Origin of the sequence: Arthrobacter globiformis, from assembly GCF_046536215.2 — a bacterium.
In the GTDB taxonomy this organism is placed as follows: domain Bacteria; phylum Actinomycetota; class Actinomycetes; order Actinomycetales; family Micrococcaceae; genus Arthrobacter; species Arthrobacter globiformis_E.
In genome coordinates this window covers 1,034,078-1,050,557 of the sequence record NZ_CM143421.1, presented here as the reverse complement: position 1 = coordinate 1,050,557, position 16,480 = coordinate 1,034,078, and the positions used below count along the sequence as shown (strand labels likewise).

General features: G+C 66.8%; 17 protein-coding genes and 6 tRNA genes. 8 read left to right on the top strand and 15 right to left on the bottom strand.

The window, feature by feature from the left end:
* Nucleotides 1–118 precede the first annotated feature (118 nt).
* From R5O87_RS04805 to R5O87_RS04780, 6 genes are all read right to left on the bottom strand, one after another.
* On the bottom strand, nt 119–817 hold the full coding sequence (locus tag R5O87_RS04805) for a DUF3000 domain-containing protein (RefSeq protein ID WP_410557538.1): 699 nt from the start codon (nt 815–817) through the stop codon (nt 119–121).
* A gap of 68 nt (nt 818–885) precedes the next feature.
* A complete protein-coding gene (locus R5O87_RS04800) occupies nt 886–1,998 on the bottom strand; it encodes a threonine aldolase family protein (protein WP_410557537.1) in 1,113 nt (370 codons plus the stop codon).
* A 61-nt stretch (nt 1,999–2,059) separates the two neighbouring features.
* On the bottom strand, nt 2,060–2,896 hold the full coding sequence (locus tag R5O87_RS04795; protein WP_410557486.1) for an SDR family NAD(P)-dependent oxidoreductase: 837 nt from the start codon (nt 2,894–2,896) through the stop codon (nt 2,060–2,062).
* On the bottom strand, nt 2,893–4,296 hold the full coding sequence (locus R5O87_RS04790; RefSeq protein ID WP_410557485.1) for a DUF6421 family protein: 1,404 nt from the start codon (nt 4,294–4,296) through the stop codon (nt 2,893–2,895). Before R5O87_RS04790 ends, R5O87_RS04795 begins: the two co-directional genes overlap by 4 nt.
* Nucleotides 4,297–4,460: 164 nt before the next feature.
* The gene (gene msrB, locus R5O87_RS04785) at nt 4,461–4,913 is read right to left on the bottom strand and encodes a peptide-methionine (R)-S-oxide reductase MsrB (RefSeq protein WP_410557484.1); all 453 of its coding nucleotides are present in this window, start codon (nt 4,911–4,913) and stop codon (nt 4,461–4,463) included.
* A 14-nt stretch (nt 4,914–4,927) separates the two neighbouring features.
* Complete coding sequence (locus R5O87_RS04780; RefSeq protein ID WP_306922438.1) at nt 4,928–5,419, bottom strand: hypothetical protein; 492 nt, start codon at nt 5,417–5,419, stop codon at nt 4,928–4,930.
* A 117-nt stretch (nt 5,420–5,536) separates the two neighbouring features.
* Here R5O87_RS04780 and R5O87_RS04775 point away from each other — a divergent pair, with 117 nt between their 5' ends.
* Nucleotides 5,537–6,829: an alpha/beta hydrolase family protein gene (locus R5O87_RS04775; RefSeq protein ID WP_410557482.1), complete on the top strand. Its 1,293-nt coding sequence runs from the start codon at nt 5,537–5,539 to the stop codon at nt 6,827–6,829.
* An 11-nt stretch (nt 6,830–6,840) separates the two neighbouring features.
* Here the strand turns inward: R5O87_RS04775 and ybaK are convergent, their stop codons facing one another.
* The 3 genes from ybaK to R5O87_RS04760 are packed head-to-tail and all read right to left on the bottom strand — an operon-like array spanning nt 6,841 to nt 8,790.
* The gene (gene ybaK / locus R5O87_RS04770) at nt 6,841–7,344 is read right to left on the bottom strand and encodes a Cys-tRNA(Pro) deacylase (protein WP_410557481.1); all 504 of its coding nucleotides are present in this window, start codon (nt 7,342–7,344) and stop codon (nt 6,841–6,843) included.
* A 12-nt stretch (nt 7,345–7,356) separates the two neighbouring features.
* On the bottom strand, nt 7,357–7,815 hold the full coding sequence (locus R5O87_RS04765; RefSeq protein WP_190243062.1) for a SufE family protein: 459 nt from the start codon (nt 7,813–7,815) through the stop codon (nt 7,357–7,359).
* A 51-nt stretch (nt 7,816–7,866) separates the two neighbouring features.
* The gene (locus tag R5O87_RS04760) at nt 7,867–8,790 is read right to left on the bottom strand and encodes a sulfurtransferase (RefSeq protein ID WP_410557480.1); all 924 of its coding nucleotides are present in this window, start codon (nt 8,788–8,790) and stop codon (nt 7,867–7,869) included.
* Between the two features lie 218 nt (nt 8,791–9,008).
* Between R5O87_RS04760 and zapE the strand changes: the two genes are divergently transcribed.
* A complete protein-coding gene (zapE, locus tag R5O87_RS04755) occupies nt 9,009–10,046 on the top strand; it encodes a cell division protein ZapE (RefSeq protein WP_410557479.1) in 1,038 nt (345 codons plus the stop codon).
* Between the two features lie 126 nt (nt 10,047–10,172).
* Here zapE and R5O87_RS04750 read toward each other — a convergent pair whose 3' ends face one another.
* The 6 genes from R5O87_RS04750 to R5O87_RS04725 all read right to left on the bottom strand — a co-directional run bounded on the left by R5O87_RS04750 (nt 10,173) and on the right by R5O87_RS04725 (nt 11,148).
* On the bottom strand, nt 10,173–10,409 hold the full coding sequence (locus tag R5O87_RS04750; protein ID WP_410557478.1) for an antitoxin: 237 nt from the start codon (nt 10,407–10,409) through the stop codon (nt 10,173–10,175).
* Nucleotides 10,410–10,578: 169 nt separating this feature from the next.
* A tRNA-Val gene (locus R5O87_RS04745) sits at nt 10,579–10,650 on the bottom strand.
* Between the two features lie 52 nt (nt 10,651–10,702).
* Nucleotides 10,703–10,775 (bottom strand) — tRNA-Gly (locus tag R5O87_RS04740).
* 56 nt (nt 10,776–10,831) lie between these two features.
* Nucleotides 10,832–10,906, bottom strand: a tRNA-Val gene (locus tag R5O87_RS04735).
* A 38-nt stretch (nt 10,907–10,944) separates the two neighbouring features.
* Nucleotides 10,945–11,015, bottom strand: a tRNA-Cys gene (locus R5O87_RS04730).
* Between the two features lie 60 nt (nt 11,016–11,075).
* Nucleotides 11,076–11,148: transfer RNA gene (locus R5O87_RS04725), tRNA-Gly, on the bottom strand.
* A 307-nt stretch (nt 11,149–11,455) separates the two neighbouring features.
* On the opposite strand from R5O87_RS04725, the gene R5O87_RS04720 reads away from it, so the two are divergent.
* The 6 genes from R5O87_RS04720 (at nt 11,456) to rpe (ending at nt 16,351) form a co-directional block, all read left to right on the top strand.
* Nucleotides 11,456–11,527, top strand: a tRNA-Val gene (locus R5O87_RS04720).
* 96 nt (nt 11,528–11,623) lie between these two features.
* Complete coding sequence (locus tag R5O87_RS04715; RefSeq protein WP_410557477.1) at nt 11,624–12,469, top strand: PD-(D/E)XK nuclease family protein; 846 nt, start codon at nt 11,624–11,626, stop codon at nt 12,467–12,469.
* A gap of 57 nt (nt 12,470–12,526) precedes the next feature.
* Nucleotides 12,527–13,129, top strand: a complete 603-nt coding sequence (gene def / locus R5O87_RS04710) for a peptide deformylase (protein ID WP_410557476.1) — start codon at nt 12,527–12,529, stop codon at nt 13,127–13,129.
* Nucleotides 13,126–14,046 carry a methionyl-tRNA formyltransferase gene (gene fmt / locus R5O87_RS04705; protein ID WP_410557475.1) on the top strand — a complete coding sequence of 307 codons (921 nt, stop codon included), beginning with the start codon at nt 13,126–13,128 and terminating at the stop codon, nt 14,044–14,046. The genes def and fmt overlap by 4 nt, the downstream gene beginning before the upstream one ends.
* Complete coding sequence (locus tag R5O87_RS04700) at nt 14,043–15,623, top strand: RsmB/NOP family class I SAM-dependent RNA methyltransferase (protein WP_410557474.1); 1,581 nt, start codon at nt 14,043–14,045, stop codon at nt 15,621–15,623. Before fmt ends, R5O87_RS04700 begins: the two co-directional genes overlap by 4 nt.
* A 71-nt stretch (nt 15,624–15,694) precedes the next feature.
* Entirely contained in the window at nt 15,695–16,351 is a 657-nt protein-coding gene (gene rpe, locus R5O87_RS04695; protein ID WP_410557473.1) for a ribulose-phosphate 3-epimerase, read from the top strand.
* Nucleotides 16,352–16,480: the final 129 nt, after the last annotated feature.

The following is a 16,480-nucleotide window of genomic DNA, read 5'->3' as shown; positions in this document are numbered from 1 at the left end:
CAGGACAGAGCAGCACAGGGCAGGGCCGGGCACTGCAAAGTAGGGCAGGACGGTGCGGCCCGGGACAGTGCACAGCAGGGCAGGACAGGGCGGAGCAGGCGCGGTGTCCAGGCAGCGCCTAGCTGCGGCGCCTTCGCGGAAGTGCGGAGACGCCGTCGGGCAGCGGCGGAAGGCCGGCGAAAGTGCACACCATGTCCGACCACGCCTCGAGGTGGGCCTGGACGTCGGCGCTTGCAGGCGTCCACGAGGCCCGGAGTTCGATGTCGATCGAGGCCGGCCGGTCCGCCAGCGTGCCGAAGCTTTCGGAGAGCACGCGGGTGGCCGTTCCGCCGGCCGCGCGGTAGGGGGCGTTGTGGGTTTCCAGTGCCTCCACGAGCCAGGTCCACGCTACGGAGCCGAGCATTTCATCGTTGCCCATCTCGGCGTCGAGCTGCGCCCGGATGTAGGTGACGATCCGGAATTCGCCGTCCCACACAGCCGACCCGTCGGGGTCGTGGAGCAGGATGAAGCGCCCGGTGGCGAGCTCCTCGCCGTCGTCGTCAGCGTCCCCGGTGGACGGTCCCGCGGAAGTTCCGGCAGCGGCGGACCGGGCCAGTGTCATGGCCGCCGGACCGTGGACCGGTGAACGGTCACTGTCGCTGCTGGCCGCACCGCCGCCGGGAACGAAGACCTCGGCGCCGAGGGCAACGGCGAACGGCGCCAGCCGGGCGGGCGCCGGGATCTCGTCGAGGCGCAGCTCGCTGCGGCAGCGTGCTTTGCGGAGCGTTCCCAGCGCATAGAGGAAACTCGCGGGAACCTGGGCAAGTGCGTTCACAATGGCAGGGTACGCATTGGGAACCGCCGGTTCCGGCAGGCTCGCCGCCCGCTCACGCAATCCCGCGCATGTTACTGCCCTGCCGCCCGGGCGGACCCGTGCCGGGCGAGTTCGGCCTTGATGGCCGCCACGAAGGCATCGACGTCCTCCTCGCTGGTGTCGAAGGAGCACATCCAGCGGACCTCGCGGGTGGCCTCGTTCCAGTCGTAGAAGCGGAAGGACTCCCGGAGCCTGTCCGCCACGCCCTCGGGCAAAACCGCAAAGACGCCGTTGGATTCGGTCTTCTGTGTGGGTTCCACACCGTCAATCCCGTCCACCGCGGCGCGCAGCCGGGCGGCCATGGCGTTGGCGTGGGCGGCCGAACGGAGCCACAGGTCACCTTCGAGCAGGGCGATGAACTGCGCGGACATGAACCGCATCTTGGAGGCGAGCTGCATGTTCATCTTGCGCAGGAACAGCAGGCCCTGGGCGGCGTCCGGGTTCAGCGCCACCACCACCTCTCCGAACAGCAGCCCGTTCTTGGTTCCGCCGAAGGACAGGATGTCCACGCCGGCGTCGCGTGTGAAGGCCCGGAGGGGAACGCCCAGGTGCGCCGCCGCGTTGGCCAGTCGCGCCCCGTCCATGTGTAGCTTCATGCCCTTGGCGTGGACGTGCTCGGCGATCGCCCGGACCTCGTCCGCCGTGTAGCAGGTGCCCAGTTCGGTGGTCTGGGTGATGGAGACGGCCAGCGGCTGGGCGCGGTGCTCGTCACCCCAGCCCCACGCCTCGCGGTCGATGAGCTCCGGCGTGAGCTTGCCGTCCGGGGTGTGCACCTGCAGCAGTTTCATGCCGCCCACGCGTTCCGGGGCGCCGTTCTCGTCCATGTTGATGTGCGCCGTCGACGCACAGACCACCGCACCCCAGCGCGGGAGCAGCGACTGCAGGGACAGCACGTTGGCGCCTGTGCCATTGAACACCGGGAAGCACTCGATGCCCGGCCCGAAGTGCTCCTCCATGAGCTCCTGCAGGCGGGCCGTGTAGGCATCTTCTCCGTAGGAAACCTGGTGTCCCTCGTTGGCGGCGGCCAGCGCGGCCAGCACCTCGGGATGCACGCCCGAGTAGTTGTCCGAAGCGAAGCCGCGCACGGAGGCGTCGTGCAGCCTGGACATGGTGCCGCTGCCGGCAGTTTCAACCGTTGTTGTCATCTCGTTGGTCACGCTTTCAGTCTAGGTAGTTGCCGCGGTCCGTGTACTTGCGGCACTCTGTTCAGTTCTGTTCAGTTGCGCCGGCGGGCACAGGGGCCAGCAGCAGCCGCTGCCCGTTCAGCTCCGCGGCGGGCCGGCTGAAGAGTTCGACGGCGGCCGCCGCCAGTTCCTCGACGTCCGTGTAGCCGGGGAACTTCCGTTCCGGTTGTTTGGCGCGCATGGCTGCGTCCACCAGCGACTTCACCACCAGGACGACGGCGGCGCTGTGCTGGCCGCCGTCGGCTGGGCTGTTTGGGTCTTGGGTTGCGTCGGCCGGGCCGTTTGGGTCTTGGCTGTCCTGCCGGAACCCGTCCGCCACGGCCATGGTCCACGCTTCCGCGGCAGCCTTGGCGGCCACGTAGCTGGCGACGCCGGCGGCGGGACTCTCCACCGCCGTCGACGACACCATGGCAAACCGCCCGCAGGGCGAGGCGGCGAGGTCGTCGTAAAAGACCCGGGTCACGTTGCGGAGCGTTGTGACGGCGCTGCGTTCGAGGAAATCCCAGTCCTCATCGGTCTGGCTGGTGATGCCCTGTGCGCCGCGCCATCCGCCCACCAGGTGGATGACGCCGTCGATCGTTCCGGCCGTGCGCGCGAGCTCCTGCTGCAGTTCGCGCACGGCGGCGAGGTCGCCGAGGTCGCACACGAGCGGCGTGGCACCGCCCGCCGCATCCGCGGCGGCCTCGATGCGTGCCTTGTCCGAACCCACGGTGAAGACGGTGAATCCGGCCCGCAGCAGGGCCCGGGCAGCGGCGATTCCCGAAGGCCCGCTGCCGCCCGTGACCAGCACGCGCAGCGGCCGGCCATCAGGCAGGCTGGCCCCGGTCACGCCGGCGCCGGCCATGCTGCGGTCTGTCATGCCGCCGTCGCCGCCGGGCCGTCCGCCGGCAGCGCAGAATCCGTGGAACCGGTGATGCCCGCGGTGGATTCGATGACGGGACGCATCTTCTTTTCCAGGGCTTCGTAGAACATGGACAGCGGGAACTCGTCGTCCAGGACCTGGTCGGTGAGGCCCCGCGGCGGACCGTCGAGGGGGAGGGCGCCCGGTCCCTTGGCCCAGACAGAGGCCGGGTTCGGGGTGACGGTCCCGGAGATCAGCTCATAGGCTGCCAGCCAGTGGGCGGTCTTGGGCCGGTCGATGGAACGCCAGTAGAGTTCCTCAATCCGGGCTCCCAGCTCCACCACGACGCCGGCAACGTGCTCCCAGTCGATGGTCAGGCGGCTGTCGGTCCAGTGGAGGACGCGGTGCTGGTGCAGCCACGCGAACAGCAGCTGGCCGCCGAGCCCGTCGTAGTTGCGCACCCGGCTGCCGGTGATGGCGAAGCGGAAGATGCGGTCGAAGATGACGGCGTACTGCACGAGCTTGGCGTGCCGGCGGGCTTCCGGATCCGCGGCCTCGTCTTTTTCGATCTTCACCGATTCCCGGAAGGCTGTCAGGTCGCAGCGCAGTTCCTCCAGGGAGTACAGGAAGAACGGCATCCGCTGCTTGATCATGAAGGGATCGAACGGCAGGTCCCCGCGCATGTGCGTGCGGTCGTGGATCAGGTCCCACATGACGAAGGTCTTTTCGGTAAGTTCCTGGTCCTCGAGGAGCTCCGCAGCCGCGGCCGGCAGTTCGAGCGAGGTGATGTCGGCGGCGGCCCGCAGGACGCGGCGGAAGCGTGCCGCTTCACGGTCCGCGAAAATAGCACCCCAGGTGAACCGTGGCGTCGCGCGCACGCCGACGGTTTCGGGGAACAGCACTGCGGAGTTGGTGTCGTAGCCGGGGGTGAAATCAATGAACCGGATCGGCACGAACAGGCGGTTCGAGTAGTCGCCCTGCTCCAGGCCTGCAATGAAGTCCGGCCACACCACGTCGATGAGGACTGCCTCCACAAGCCGGCTGCTGCTGCCGTTCTGGGTGTACATGGGGAAGACCACCAGGTGCTGCAGGCCGTTCTCGCGGTCCGCCTGCGGCTGGAAGGCCAGCAGGGAGTCCAGGAAGTCCGGCACGCCGAACCCGCCCTCAGCCCAGCGGCCAAAGTCGCGGCTTACCAGCTCCAGGTACAGGGAATCGTGGGGGAACGCGGGTGCCAGCGCCTTGATGGCGCCGATGAGGGCTTCAACGTGGCCGTGCGCTGCCGCGTGGACGGCCTCGTCGGGGATCGAACCGTCCTGCACCTGGAGTTGCCGCAGGGCAATGGCCGCGGCCTTGAGGCGCTGCCATTCCGGGTGTTCTGCGGAGATCCGGGCTGGTGCTGTGTGTACGGTTACGGTCATCGCTGGCCTCGCCTTTCGCGTTATCTGAGCTTCTACGGCGAGCGTAGCAAGCAGACAGGCCTCCTAATCGGTCAAAGGCTTGAGCGTAAGAAACTGTAGTGCTCGAGGCTGTCCGGATAACCGCTAGGCGCAGCGCGCGGCAACCTCAGACAGCTGCCTCAGGGTTAGGCATCCCCGGCGGCCGGAACCAGCTTCAGTGAGATGGAGTTGATGCAGTACCGCTGGTCAGTCGGGGTTCCGTACCCCTCACCCTCGAACACGTGCCCGAGGTGCGAGTCGCAGTTTGCACACCGCACCTCGATGCGGTCCATGCCCAGGGTGCGGTCGTGAATGTACCGCACGCGCCCTTCGGCCAGCGGGGCCCAGAAGGAGGGCCAGCCGCAGTGCGAATCGAACTTTTCCTTGCTGGTGAACAGTTCGGTCCCGCACGCGCGGCAGTTGTAGACGCCGGCGGTGTGGGTGTCCCAGTATTCGCCGGTGTACGGGCGTTCCGTGCCGGCCTGGCGCAGCACGTGGTACTCCTCGGGCGTCAGTTCCTGCCGCCAGTCTTCGTCTGACCGGCTGGCGGCCGGGGCTGCGGCGGAGTTGGTGAGGTCGGATTTCTCAGGAGTGCTCATAGTCGGACCAACGCTCAGGAGTCCCCGATAAATCCCGAGCCGGCATATAGGTGCAGCACCGGGAGCCCCAGCTTGTCCTGCGCCCGGTTGGCCCAGTCGGTATGGAAGGTGTCCGACACTGCGTGCGGCCTGGTGATGACGACGGCCTGGGCTGCCCCAAGCTCCTTGACCTTGGCCACGAGGCCGTTGACGGCCCCGCCGGCCACCACCTCGCCGGCAACGCCGCCGCCGAGGCCTTCCAGTGCGCTGACCGAGGTGGCCAGCGTGGCGTCTGCCGCTGCCCGTTCCTCGGCAGGGTCCGGGGCATGGGAGGTCAACTCGCGGAACGCCTTGGCAATGTCCAGCATCGACAGGTTCTCAAGGAAATCCACCAGCAGATGCCGTTCCGTATTGGCCGGCACCAGCACAACCAGGGGCGCGTCACCCCCGTCCACCAGGCGCTCGATGTTCACGCGGTCGTCCGCACCCAGCGGCTCTTCAGTCAGAATGACGATTGGATCGCTCATGGCATCAGCCTAGTCCTGCCCGCCAATGCCCGCATGTATTTGGCCCGCACGCTTTTGCTCCGCCCGCCAAGGACCGCGGATGTGCCGGATGGGGCCGGATCCGTCAAGATGGGAGGCATGGATTCCGCGCAGGCCGCTTTGACAACTCCCTCCACTGCCCAGGGCAATGCGATGACCCTGAGGGCGAAGTGGACGCTCGGGGGAATCATTGCCGGCGGCAGCGCGGCTGCCCTGCTCGGTGCCGGATCATCCGCCCTCGCGCTCTACTTTGCGCGCCGCGTCCTCACCCCCGCCCGCGTGCGGGCTGCGGACCAGGAAATCCTGGCGGTCATCCGAGAAGGCAGGGACTTGCAGGTTATCCTCGCGGCCACGCCGGAGACAACGCACCACGGCGTGTACAGCCTCTTCTTCGACGCCGGTGCGGGGCATGCCCGGATCGGCAAAATCCTGTCCTATTCCCCGGCCGAGCGGACCGTGCTGCGCGAGGTGGAAGCCGTCTACAGCGGCAACCTGGAATCCGCAGGCCGCGGCTGGTGGGGAGGCGCCACGTACCAGCACCCCTCCGACGTCGGGCTCGCATCCGAAGACGTAGCCATTGAGGTCGAGGGCGGAACAGCCCCCGGCTGGCTGATCCCGGGAGATCCCGGCGCCGAGACGTGGGCCATCATGGTCCACGGGCGCGGGGCCACCCGGCAGGAGTGCCTGCGTGGGGCGCGCGTGGCCCATGAGCTCGGGCTGCCCAACCTCCTGGTTTCGTACCGGAACGACGGCCTGGCGCCGGCTGCATTCGACGGGCGGTACGGGCTGGGCTCCACGGAATGGAGGGACATCGACGCTGCCATCGCCTTTGCCCTGGCCCGCGGCGCCCGGGAGGTTGTGCTCTTCGGCTGGTCGATGGGCGGCGCCATCTGCCTGCAGACCGCGGACCTCTCGGAGTACAGGCATGTCATCCGGGCCATGGTCCTGGACGCGCCCGTCATTGACTGGGTGAATGTGCTGGCCCACCACGCTGAGCTGAACCGCATCCCGTCGGCCGTCGGCCGGTACGGCCAGCTCATGATGGGGCACAAGGTGGGCCGCCGGCTCACAGGCCTGGCAGCGCCCGTGGACCTGAAATCAATGGACTGGGTGTCGCGGGCCGTTGAGCTCCGGACGCCCACGCTCATCATCCACAGCGTCGACGACGAATACGTTCCTTACCAGCCGTCGGCCCTGCTCGCCGAAAAGAACCCGGAAATGGTCACCTTCGAGCCGTTCGAGGGGGCACGGCATGCCAAGGAATGGAACGCCGACCCGGTCCGCTGGGAAGGGCTGGTCCGGGCGTGGCTGCAGCAGCAGCTGGCGCCGCGGCGGAATCCCGGCCAGCCGGAACCGGGTCAGCCCGAGCCGGTCCAGCCTGAGCCCGTTTAGCCCGATCCCGTTCAGCCGGCCTGGGAGCCTGTCCCGATCGAGGCCGTAACGGCCTTGGTAAGGCGCACCAGGTCACGGGGATCCAGTTCGATGTCGAGGCCGCGCCGGCCGCCGGACACCAGGATGGTGTCCAGGGTAAGCGCGCTTTCGTCGATGACGGTGGGGGAGGGCTGCCGCTGGCCCAGGGGCGAAATTCCGCCCAGCACATAGCCGGTGCGCCGTTCGGCTGCCGCGGGGTCCGCCATGGCGGCCTTCTTGCTGCCCAGGGCGGCAGCGATCGCTTTCAGGTCCAGGTTTCCGCTGACAGGCACGACGCCGACTGCCAGTTTGCCGTCGACCTCCACCATGAGCGTCTTGAAGACCCTTGCCGGGTCGATGCCCAGGACCTCGGCTGCTTCCATGCCGTAACTGGCGGCGGCCGGATCGTGGCTGTAGGGGTGCAGATTAAAGGAAACGCCTGCCGCAGCCAGTACGGCTGTGGCAGGCGTTCCTTGCGACGTGTTTTTGCGCGCCATGCGGGCTGGCTTCTAGGCGTAGAGCCGGGCCGCGGCGGCCACCTTGCGCTTGATGCGCCCGAGCATCGCGGTCATGCCGCGCATGCGCAGCGGCGTGATGGCACGTGTCAGGCCGAGCAGTTCCGGCATGTCGTCGGGCACGGCCAGGATCTCCTCGGCGGTGAGGCCGTCCAGTCCCTCGTGGAGCACTCCGGCGAAGCCACGGGTGGTGGGGGCCTCCGGCGGCGCCTTGAAGAACAGCCGGAAGGCGGGGGACCCGCCGTCGTTCTTTTCCGTCTCAATGGTGAGGAAAAGAGGTGACTGGCATTCCACCACCTGCTCCAGCAGCTCGGGGTGGTCGTTCAGGCGCTCCGGAAGCTCCGGCAGGCCGCGGGAAAACTCCAGCAGGAGCTGCAGCCGCTCGGGCTCGCTCAGTGCCTGGAAGTCGTCGACAATCTCCGCCAGGGCGGTGGGAAGTGCTTGAGTACTCATCACTTCCAGCTTACGCAGATTGTTCCCGTCCACCGCTTTTTTACGGAGGATTTACCTCGCGGCAACTGCTGGAACGGAGCCGCGCTCCGCGCCCTTGGCAATCGGCACGCGGACAGCGTTGCCCCATTCCGTCCAGGAACCGTCGTAGTTGCGGACCGTTTCGAAGCCCAGGAGGAACTTCAGCGCGAACCAGGTGTGGCTGGAGCGTTCGCCGATGCGGCAGTAGGCCACGACGTCGTCACCCTCTGTGAGGCCGGCCTCGCCCAGGTACAGCGCCTCAAGCTCGGCGCGGCTGCGGTAGGTGCCGTCCTCTGCTGCTGCCCGTGCCCACGGGATGGACGCCGCGGTGGGAATGTGGCCGCCGCGCAGCGCGCCTTCCTCGGGATAGGCAGGCATGTGGGTGCGCTGGCCGGTGTATTCCTCGGGCGAGCGGACGTCGATCAGCGGCTTGCCCAGGTGGGCCAGGACGTCCTCCTTGAAGGCGCGGATCGGGGTGTCGTTGCGCTCCACCACGGGGTAGTCCGCGATGGCCGGCGTGGGGATGTCGGTGGTCAGGGCACGGCCTTCGGCGATCCACTTGTCGCGGCCGCCGTCGAGCAGGCGGACATCCTCGTGGCCGAACAGGCTGAAGACCCAGAGGGCGTAGGCGGCCCACCAGTTGGACTTGTCGCCGTAGATGACCACAGTGGCATCGCGGGAAATGCCCTTCGCGGCGGCCAGGGCGGCAAACGCCTCGCCCTGGACGTAGTCGCGGGTCACTTCGTCGTTCAGGTCGGTGTGCCAGTCGATCTTGACCGCGCCGGGGATGTGGCCGGTCTCGTAGAGCAGGACGTCTTCGTCGGACTCGACGACGACGAGCTTGCCATCGTTAAGGGCGCCGGCTTCGATGGCCGCAGCCAGCCACTCGGTGGAAACAAGCCGCTCCGGGTGCGCGTAGGCGGCGAACTTCTCGTTCTGTTCAACGGGGTAGGACATGCGTATGGCCTTTCACTGAAACGGTCAGGTCAGACCGCCGGGGGACGGCGGGTCACTGCTCCAACACTAGCCACGGGCCGATGGGAATGCTCCTGTGTGTTAACAGGACGAAATGTGTGCTTGCTCACGGCGTTGCCGGTAGTAAGGCATTGGCCGCGGGGCGGGCTGCCAATGCCGGTATTCTTGCTGGGGACAAATCACCAGCAGAATGGACCACCTTGGTACAGATCGAAAAGCTCGCCACCCGGACGCCGGCGGTGTCGGTGGATGAGCTCCTCAAAGGTTTCTACCCATCGCCCAGATTCGGGCAGGTGTCCTTTGCAAGCTACCGGCCCGACCCGAAGCAGCCCAGCCAGGCGGCGGCAGTAAACGCGCTGCAGGCGTTCGCCGGAGGTGTCGGCGCCGGGGACGGCGGGGGACTGTTCAAGAAGCTTTTCGGCAAGAAGGACGCCAGCCGGGCGGGCATTTACCTCGACGGCGGGTTCGGCGTCGGAAAGACCCACCTGCTGGCCTCACTGTGGCACGCCGCCCCCGGACCCAAAGCCTTTGGCACCTTTGTGGAATACACCAATCTGGTGGGCGCCCTGTCCTTCCGGAAAACTGTTGAGGCGCTCAGCTCCTACAAGCTTGTCTGCATTGACGAGTTCGAACTGGATGATCCGGGCGACACGGTCCTGATGTCCCGCCTCATGCGGGAACTGGCCGACGCTGGCGTGAAGCTCGCGGCCACCTCCAACACCCTGCCGGGTTCGCTGGGCGACGGCCGCTTTGCCGCCGTGGACTTCCAGCGTGAAATCCAGGTCCTGGCGGACCAGTTCGACGTCATCAGGATCGACGGCGAGGACTTCCGCCACCGTGGCCTGCCGGCCGCGCCGGCGCCGCTGCGGAACAGCGAACTGCACGCACACATGAAGGCGGAGTTTGACGGCAAGACCGTTGCCGAAGACGACTTCGGCACACTGATCTCACACCTCGCGGGTGTCCACCCGAGCCGCTACCGGAAGCTGATTGACGGAGTGGACGGCGTTGTCTGGCGGGACGTGGAAACCATCACGGAGCAGGCCGTGGCGCTGAGGTTCGTGGTGCTCGCCGACCGCCTCTACGACAAGGACGTTCCGATCCTTGCCAGCGGCGTTCCGTTCGACAAGCTCTTCACCGAGGACATGATGACCGGCGGCTACATGAAGAAGTACTTCAGGGCGGTTTCGCGGCTTACCGCGCTGGCCCGCGAAGGCCAGAACCACGAGCCGTCGTAAGTTTTTACGGAGACAATAGTTGCTCCGGAGACAGTAATTCTCCGGAAACACGAAAGGTGCCGGCGCCGCCTCTCGGCGGGACCGGCACCTTTTTGACGTTTAGGGGCGAAGCCCGGCAAACCCTGGCTACGGAGCCTTCTCAGCCGGCGGCACGCTGTCCGCCGGTCCCTGGATTGGCCTCTCATTGGCTTTGTCAACGAGAGTGGAAGCGCCAGCCTGGACCTGATCTACCTGGCTGGTGTATTTGCCGCCCGTCTTGGAGTCGACAAAGTCACCTGCCTTGTTGATGCCGTCCTTGATGGCCTGCTCGTTGCCGCGGATCAGACCCTGAGCCTTGCCCTTCAGATCGTCAAGTAAACCCACGAGCACCTCCCTTCAATCACGGAGCCAGTTCGCTCCTCCGCATTCGATCCTAGCCGCGAAGGCGGTGGCTGCCAAGGAGTTCTTGACAAATCTTGTCAAACAGCACGAGGGAAGAAGCGCTGCCATGAGGGCAAGAAAAAAGCAGCTCCGGGGGAGCTGCTTTGTTTCGTGGGCGATACTGGGATCGAACCAGTGACCTCTTCCGTGTCAGGGAAGCGCGCTACCGCTGCGCCAATCGCCCGGAGCCGGTGAAACCGGCGGTATCCTGGGTTCGGATCCCTAGGGATCAAGAGAGCGGACGACGAGATTCGAACTCGCGACATCCACCTTGGCAAGGTGGTGCTCTACCAGCTGAGCTACGTCCGCATTTTTGAAGTTGGCCGTGTGGCCAGACGTTCAACTACAAGCAAGTTTCCTTGCTCTGGTGGGCGATACTGGGATCGAACCAGTGACCTCTTCCGTGTCAGGGAAGCGCGCTACCGCTGCGCCAATCGCCCATTGCATCCGGAACTACCGGAAACCATGGTTTTCACCGAGGTGGGTACGGGATTCGAACCCGTGTATACGGCTTTGCAGGCCGCTGCCTCGCCTCTCGGCCAACCCACCGTGTAGGCCTCGATTCCTGGAATCAACTTCCGGGATTCAGAGCCATGACAGTGTCCTGCGAGCGGACGACGAGATTCGAACTCGCGACATCCACCTTGGCAAGGTGGTGCTCTACCAGCTGAGCTACGTCCGCATTTCGGAGCCGTGATTCCCTGCGTATTTCGCAGTTCGTCGCGTTCCAACGAGTAAGAACTCTATAGGAGGTTCCGGGAAACTCCAAATCGAGTGCCGGCGCCATGGCCGGCGAAGCCGTACTTCCTTGAATTCTAGGGAAATTTTCGAATTACAGGGGTGTAGTTTCTGAGGCCCGGACCGGCTGTCTTCGTCATAACGCCCGGCTTCGGTTGCTTCGGCGACACCTTGCTCAGCAGACCTTTTCTGTCGGTGTATGCGCCGATTTCCGTTTACCCCCAAACGTCCGCTAGCATTCAAATGCATCGGGGCGATTGGCGCAGTGGTAGCGCGCTTCGTTCACACCGAAGAGGTCACTGGTTCGAACCCAGTATCGCCCACCGATGGAAAGTCCGTTCAGCCCAGGAGATAAAACTGGGAGGGGCGGGCTTTTCTGTTTCCGCATCAATGTCTGACCCCCGTGAAAGAGTCTCACCATGACCGCTCCACTCCTCGCCCACGCCACGGAATATGGCCGCATGTACGCCCGCTCCACCACGGAGCAGTTCACGGTTCCCTCCATCACCACCGTCATAGGGCAGCAGGCCCACGGGCTGGACGGCTGGTTCGGCTACATGGGGGCCAGCAGCCTGGCCAAGGATCCGTCCCTGCCGGAGATCCTGGGCAGCCCCGCACGGGTGCGGCAGGCGGTGAACCGCGCGGCCAAGGCGGCTGAAACCTACCGGGACGAGGCCGCGCAGCGCGGGGACCGGGTGCATTACTACTGCGAGCAGGCGGCACTGCGTGCCCTCGGCAGGCCCCACCTGATGAAGGAAGCCCGGGAAGCGCTCGCCTCCAACGGCGAGGAAGCCTTCGCCGCCCGCTTCGACGAGTGGTGGGAGCTGTTCCGGGTGGAGCCGGTCGCTCCGGAGATCACCGTGTGGAACAAGACGGTGGGATATGCAGGAACACTGGACCTGGTCGCGAAGATCAACGGACGCACCTGCCTGATCGACTACAAGACCAAGGGGACCACCCGTGACGGCCAGGTCAAGGCCCTGGACGACAAGGTTGTCATGCAGCTTGTTGCCGGGATGAAGGCGGAGGAAAGCCTGGTGGATCCGGTGGCAGGGGAGTGGGAGCCGTGGCAGCACGGCGAGGGCCCGGTGCTGCTCGCCGTCGCGATCGGTGAAACTGAGGTGCGGCCCGTCCGCGCCAATCCCGAAGTCCTGAAGCATCACTGGTGGAAGTTCTGTGCCCTGCGCCGGGTATGGGAAATGTCCGCGGACACCGTCAGCGCCGGTCCCGCACTGCTGCCGCTGGCGCCGCCGGTCTATTCCTGAGAGCAACTAAACTGGACTGGATCCCGTTACCCGTTCACCGTGAGGAAATGACTGCACATGGCAATTCTGAATATCCGTATCATCGGCGACCCCGTGCTCCGCACGGTTGCCGACCCTGTCACGGATTTCGGGCCGGAGCTGGCCAGGCTCGTTGCCGACATGACCGAAACGATGGAGGACGTGGAGGGCGCAGGCCTGGCCGCGCCCCAGATCGGGGTCAGCCTCCGGGTCTTCACCTACCGGATCGGCGGTGTTGAAGGCCACATCATCAACCCGGTGCTGGAAAACAGTGAGGACTTCCAGCCGGATGAAGTAGAGGGCTGCCTCTCCATCCCTGGCCTGGGCTTCCCGGTCCGCCGTTTCCGCAGTACCCGGGTGACCGGCGTCGATATGAACGGCAACCCCGTCTCGGTGGAAGCGGAGGGCATGCTTGCCCGCTGCTTCCAGCATGAAACCGACCACCTGGACGGCATCCTCTTCACCGACCGGCTCGAAGGTGAGGACCGCAAGGCAGCCCTGCGCTCCATCCGCAACGCCAACTACGACTCCATCACCGAACAGACCACCGCCAAGCGCGCCAAGACCGTCGGCTCCAGTTTCGGCGGCGGCAGCTTCGGCGCTGCAACGTCCGGAACCGGCAGCTTCGGCGCTGCCGGATGAGGGTCCTCTTCGCCGGTACCCCGTCCGTAGCTGTCCCGTCGCTGGATGCGCTGGTGTCCGCCGGTTTCGAGATCGTCGCCGTCCTGACCCGGCCGGACGCGCCGGTGGGACGCAAGCGTGTGCTCACGCCCTCTGCCGTTGCCGCCCGCGCAGCCGAGCTCGGCATCGACATCATCCACGCCGTCAGAGTGGACGACGCCGTCACCGAACGGATCGCCGAAGCCAATCCCGACGTCGCGGCAATCGTCGCCTACGGCGGGCTCGTGCCCCGGGCGGCCCTCGATGTTCCCCGCCATGGCTGGATCAACCTGCATTTCTCACTGCTGCCGGCCTGGCGCGGTGCGGCGCCCGTGCAGCGCTCCGTCATCGCCGGCGACGACATCACCGGTGCCGTGACCTTCCAGCTCGAGGAGGGGCTCGACACCGGCCCTGTCATCGGCACCCTGACCGAAGCCGTCGGCCCGGAGGACACCTCCGGGGCACTGCTTGAACGGCTGTCCCACAGCGGCGCCGTCCTGTTGGCGCAGACGCTGTCCGCCGTCGCGTCCGGCGCTGCGTCACCGCTTCCCCAGCAGGGAGAAGTGAGCCTGGCGCCCAAGCTGACCATCGACGACGGCCGCATCGACTGGTCGGAGCCGGCCTTGTCCGTGGGCCGCCGGGCGCGCGGTGTGACACCCGAACCGGGAGCCTGGACCACCCTTGATGGCCAGCGGCTGAAGCTTGAACCGGTGCGGCTCCGTCCTGACGTGGCCGGCATTCAGCCGGGACACCTGGCTTTGGCCGGGAAGAGCGTGGTGGTGGGCACCGGTTCGCATGCCGTCGAACTCACCAAGGTGCAGCCTGCCGGCAAGAAAATGATGGCCGCAGCCGACTGGGCGCGCGGCCAGTCTTCCCCCGAAAGCGTGGTATTCCAATGAGTGACTCCGGCAGAAGCGGATCCGGGCAGGGCCGATCAAGCCGCGGCGGCCAAAGCGGTTCAGGAGACCAGCGCCGGGGCGGAGGCGGCGCCAGCCGCCGGAATGCCCAGGGCCGGGAACGCAACCGCGGCCCGCAGCGCAACTTCACCGAGAGCGCACCCTCGCAGCGCACCCGCAGGGCAGACCCTGCCAGGCTGGTGGCCTTCGAAGTGCTGCGTGCTGTTGCCGCCGAGGATGCCTATGCCAACCTCGTGCTGCCGGCGCGCATCCGGCAGCACGGCCTCGACCGGCGCGATGCCGGATTCGCCACCGAACTCAGCTACGGTGCCCTGCGGAACCAGGGCACCTACGACGCCATCCTCGGCCGCTGCGTGGACCGGCCGCTGGGCAAGTTGGATCCTGCTGTCCTGGATGCCCTGCGCATCGGTGTCCACCAGCTGTTGGCAATGCGCGTCCCCGCCCACGCGGCGCTCGACCAGACCGTCGGCCTCGCCCGTGCGGTCATCGGCGCCGGCCCCTCCGCACTGATCAATGCCGTGCTTCGGAAGGTAACAGCCCGCAGCCTGGACGAGTGGCTGGATGAGCTGGTCGCCGGCGAGCAGGACGAGAATAAGGTTGCCTCCGTCCGGTATGCCCATCCCGAGTGGATTGTCCGCGCCCTGCGGCAGTCGCTGGTGGCACATGGCCGGCCGGTCGGCGAGATCAACGACCTCCTGGAAGCGGACAACGCGGCCCCCGTCGTCAACCTGGTGGCGCTCCCCGGCCTGGGAAGCCTGGACGAGGCACTCGAGAACGGCGCCGTCCCCGGCGAACTGGTGGAAGGCTCCGCGCTTTCCAGCGGCGGTGACCTGGGCCGGCTGGAGTCCGTCCGGTCCGGCACCACACGCGTCCAGGACGTCGGTTCCCAGCTGGTGGCACGCGCCCTGGCGGCAGCCAGCCTCGAGGCAGCAGCTGCCGGAGATGCCGCAGATAACGCCGGGGAGGCCTGGCTCGATCTCTGCGCCGGACCCGGCGGCAAGGCTGCCCTGCTGGGCGCGCTGGCGAACGAACGGGGAGCCACGCTCCTGGCCAACGAGCCCGCCCCACACCGGGCCAAGCTGGTCAGCCAGGCGCTGTCAGCTGTTCCTTCGGACGTCTGGACCGTTCGGACCGGTGATGGCCGCGAGGTTGGGTCGGAACAGCCTGCCGCTTTTGACCGCGTGCTCGTCGACGTGCCCTGCAGCGGACTCGGAGCCCTGCGCCGCCGGCCCGAATCGCGCTGGCGCCGCACGCCCAAGGACCTTTCCGACCTGGGCCCCCTGCAGCGCGAACTGCTGAACTCGGCGTTGGCGGCCGTCCGGCCCGGCGGCGTGGTGGCCTACGTGACCTGCTCGCCTCACCCGGCCGAAACCACAGCGGTGGTCAGCGACGTCCTGCGCAAACGGGACGACCTGGAGCTCCTGGACGCCGGCAACGCGCTGGACGCTGTCAGCCTTGGCGGCGGCCTGGGCGCGGGCCATGAGAAGACCGCGCAGCTGTGGCCTCACGTCCACAGCACGGATGCCATGTTCCTCGCGCTCATTCGCCGCAAGAGCTGAGGAAGCCGCAGGCGCTGACCCTACCGACTGACCCCATCTCCCCGGATTCTCGTCCCGTGAAAGGACCCCGCATGACGCAGTGCTGCATCAACCCCAGCATCCTCTCCGCCGACTTCGTGAACCTCGAAGCCGAGCTGCAGAAAATCAGCAACGCTGATTCCGTGCACGTCGATGTGATGGACAACCACTTTGTCCCCAACCTCACCCTGGGGCTTCCCGTGGTCCAGCGGATCCAGGCGGTCAGCCCGGTTCCGCTGGACGCCCACCTCATGATTTCCGACGCCGACCGCTGGGCGCCCGGCTACGCGGACGCCGGCGTTGTTTCCGTCACGTTCCACGCCGAGGCGTCGATCGCGCCGGTAAAGCTGGCCCGCGAGCTGCGGGCCCGGGGTTCGAAGGCCGGGATGGCGCTGCGTCCCGCGACGGCTGTGGAGCCGTACCTGGACATGCTTCCGGAGCTGGACATGCTGCTGATCATGACCGTGGAACCCGGCTTTGGCGGGCAGGCGTTCCTTGACATGACGCTGCCCAAGATCCGCCGCGCCCGCGCTGCGATCGAAGGTTCCGGCGTGAACGTGGCCATCCAGGTCGACGGCGGAATCACCGAGGAAACGATTGTCCGGGCCGCGGAAGCCGGGGCCAACGTCTTCGTCGCCGGCTCGGCCGTGTACGGGGCTGCGGATCCGTCCGGTGCCATCGACCGGCTGCGCAAGGCCGGCAGTCTCTAGTCGCAGGAACAGGGTCTTCAAGGGCCCTGCCCTCAGCAGCCCAGTCATGGAGGCCTCAGCCGGCCTCCATGACGGCCGCATGACGGTTTGTAGCGGGAATAGCCTGGGCACCCGCCAAGTTGTGTCAGA

Excerpts from the sequence above, each read along its gene's own strand:
- R5O87_RS04800 (WP_410557537.1), bottom strand. The coding sequence starts at position 1,998 with ATGACAACAACGGTTGAAACTGCCGGCAGCGGCACCATGTCCAGGCTG.
- R5O87_RS04795 (WP_410557486.1), bottom strand. The coding sequence starts at position 2,896 with ATGACAGACCGCAGCATGGCCGGCGCCGGCGTGACCGGGGCCAGCCTG.
- R5O87_RS04790 (WP_410557485.1), bottom strand. The coding sequence starts at position 4,296 with ATGACCGTAACCGTACACACAGCACCAGCCCGGATCTCCGCAGAACAC.
- msrB (WP_410557484.1), bottom strand. The coding sequence starts at position 4,913 with ATGAGCACTCCTGAGAAATCCGACCTCACCAACTCCGCCGCAGCCCCG.
- R5O87_RS04780 (WP_306922438.1), bottom strand. The coding sequence starts at position 5,419 with ATGAGCGATCCAATCGTCATTCTGACTGAAGAGCCGCTGGGTGCGGAC.
- R5O87_RS04775 (WP_410557482.1), top strand. The coding sequence starts at position 5,537 with ATGGATTCCGCGCAGGCCGCTTTGACAACTCCCTCCACTGCCCAGGGC.
- ybaK (WP_410557481.1), bottom strand. The coding sequence starts at position 7,344 with ATGGCGCGCAAAAACACGTCGCAAGGAACGCCTGCCACAGCCGTACTG.
- R5O87_RS04765 (WP_190243062.1), bottom strand. The coding sequence starts at position 7,815 with ATGAGTACTCAAGCACTTCCCACCGCCCTGGCGGAGATTGTCGACGAC.
- R5O87_RS04760 (WP_410557480.1), bottom strand. The coding sequence starts at position 8,790 with ATGTCCTACCCCGTTGAACAGAACGAGAAGTTCGCCGCCTACGCGCAC.
- R5O87_RS04715 (WP_410557477.1), top strand. The coding sequence starts at position 11,624 with ATGACCGCTCCACTCCTCGCCCACGCCACGGAATATGGCCGCATGTAC.
- def (WP_410557476.1), top strand. The coding sequence starts at position 12,527 with ATGGCAATTCTGAATATCCGTATCATCGGCGACCCCGTGCTCCGCACG.
- fmt (WP_410557475.1), top strand. The coding sequence starts at position 13,126 with ATGAGGGTCCTCTTCGCCGGTACCCCGTCCGTAGCTGTCCCGTCGCTG.
- R5O87_RS04700 (WP_410557474.1), top strand. The coding sequence starts at position 14,043 with ATGAGTGACTCCGGCAGAAGCGGATCCGGGCAGGGCCGATCAAGCCGC.
- rpe (WP_410557473.1), top strand. The coding sequence starts at position 15,695 with ATGACGCAGTGCTGCATCAACCCCAGCATCCTCTCCGCCGACTTCGTG.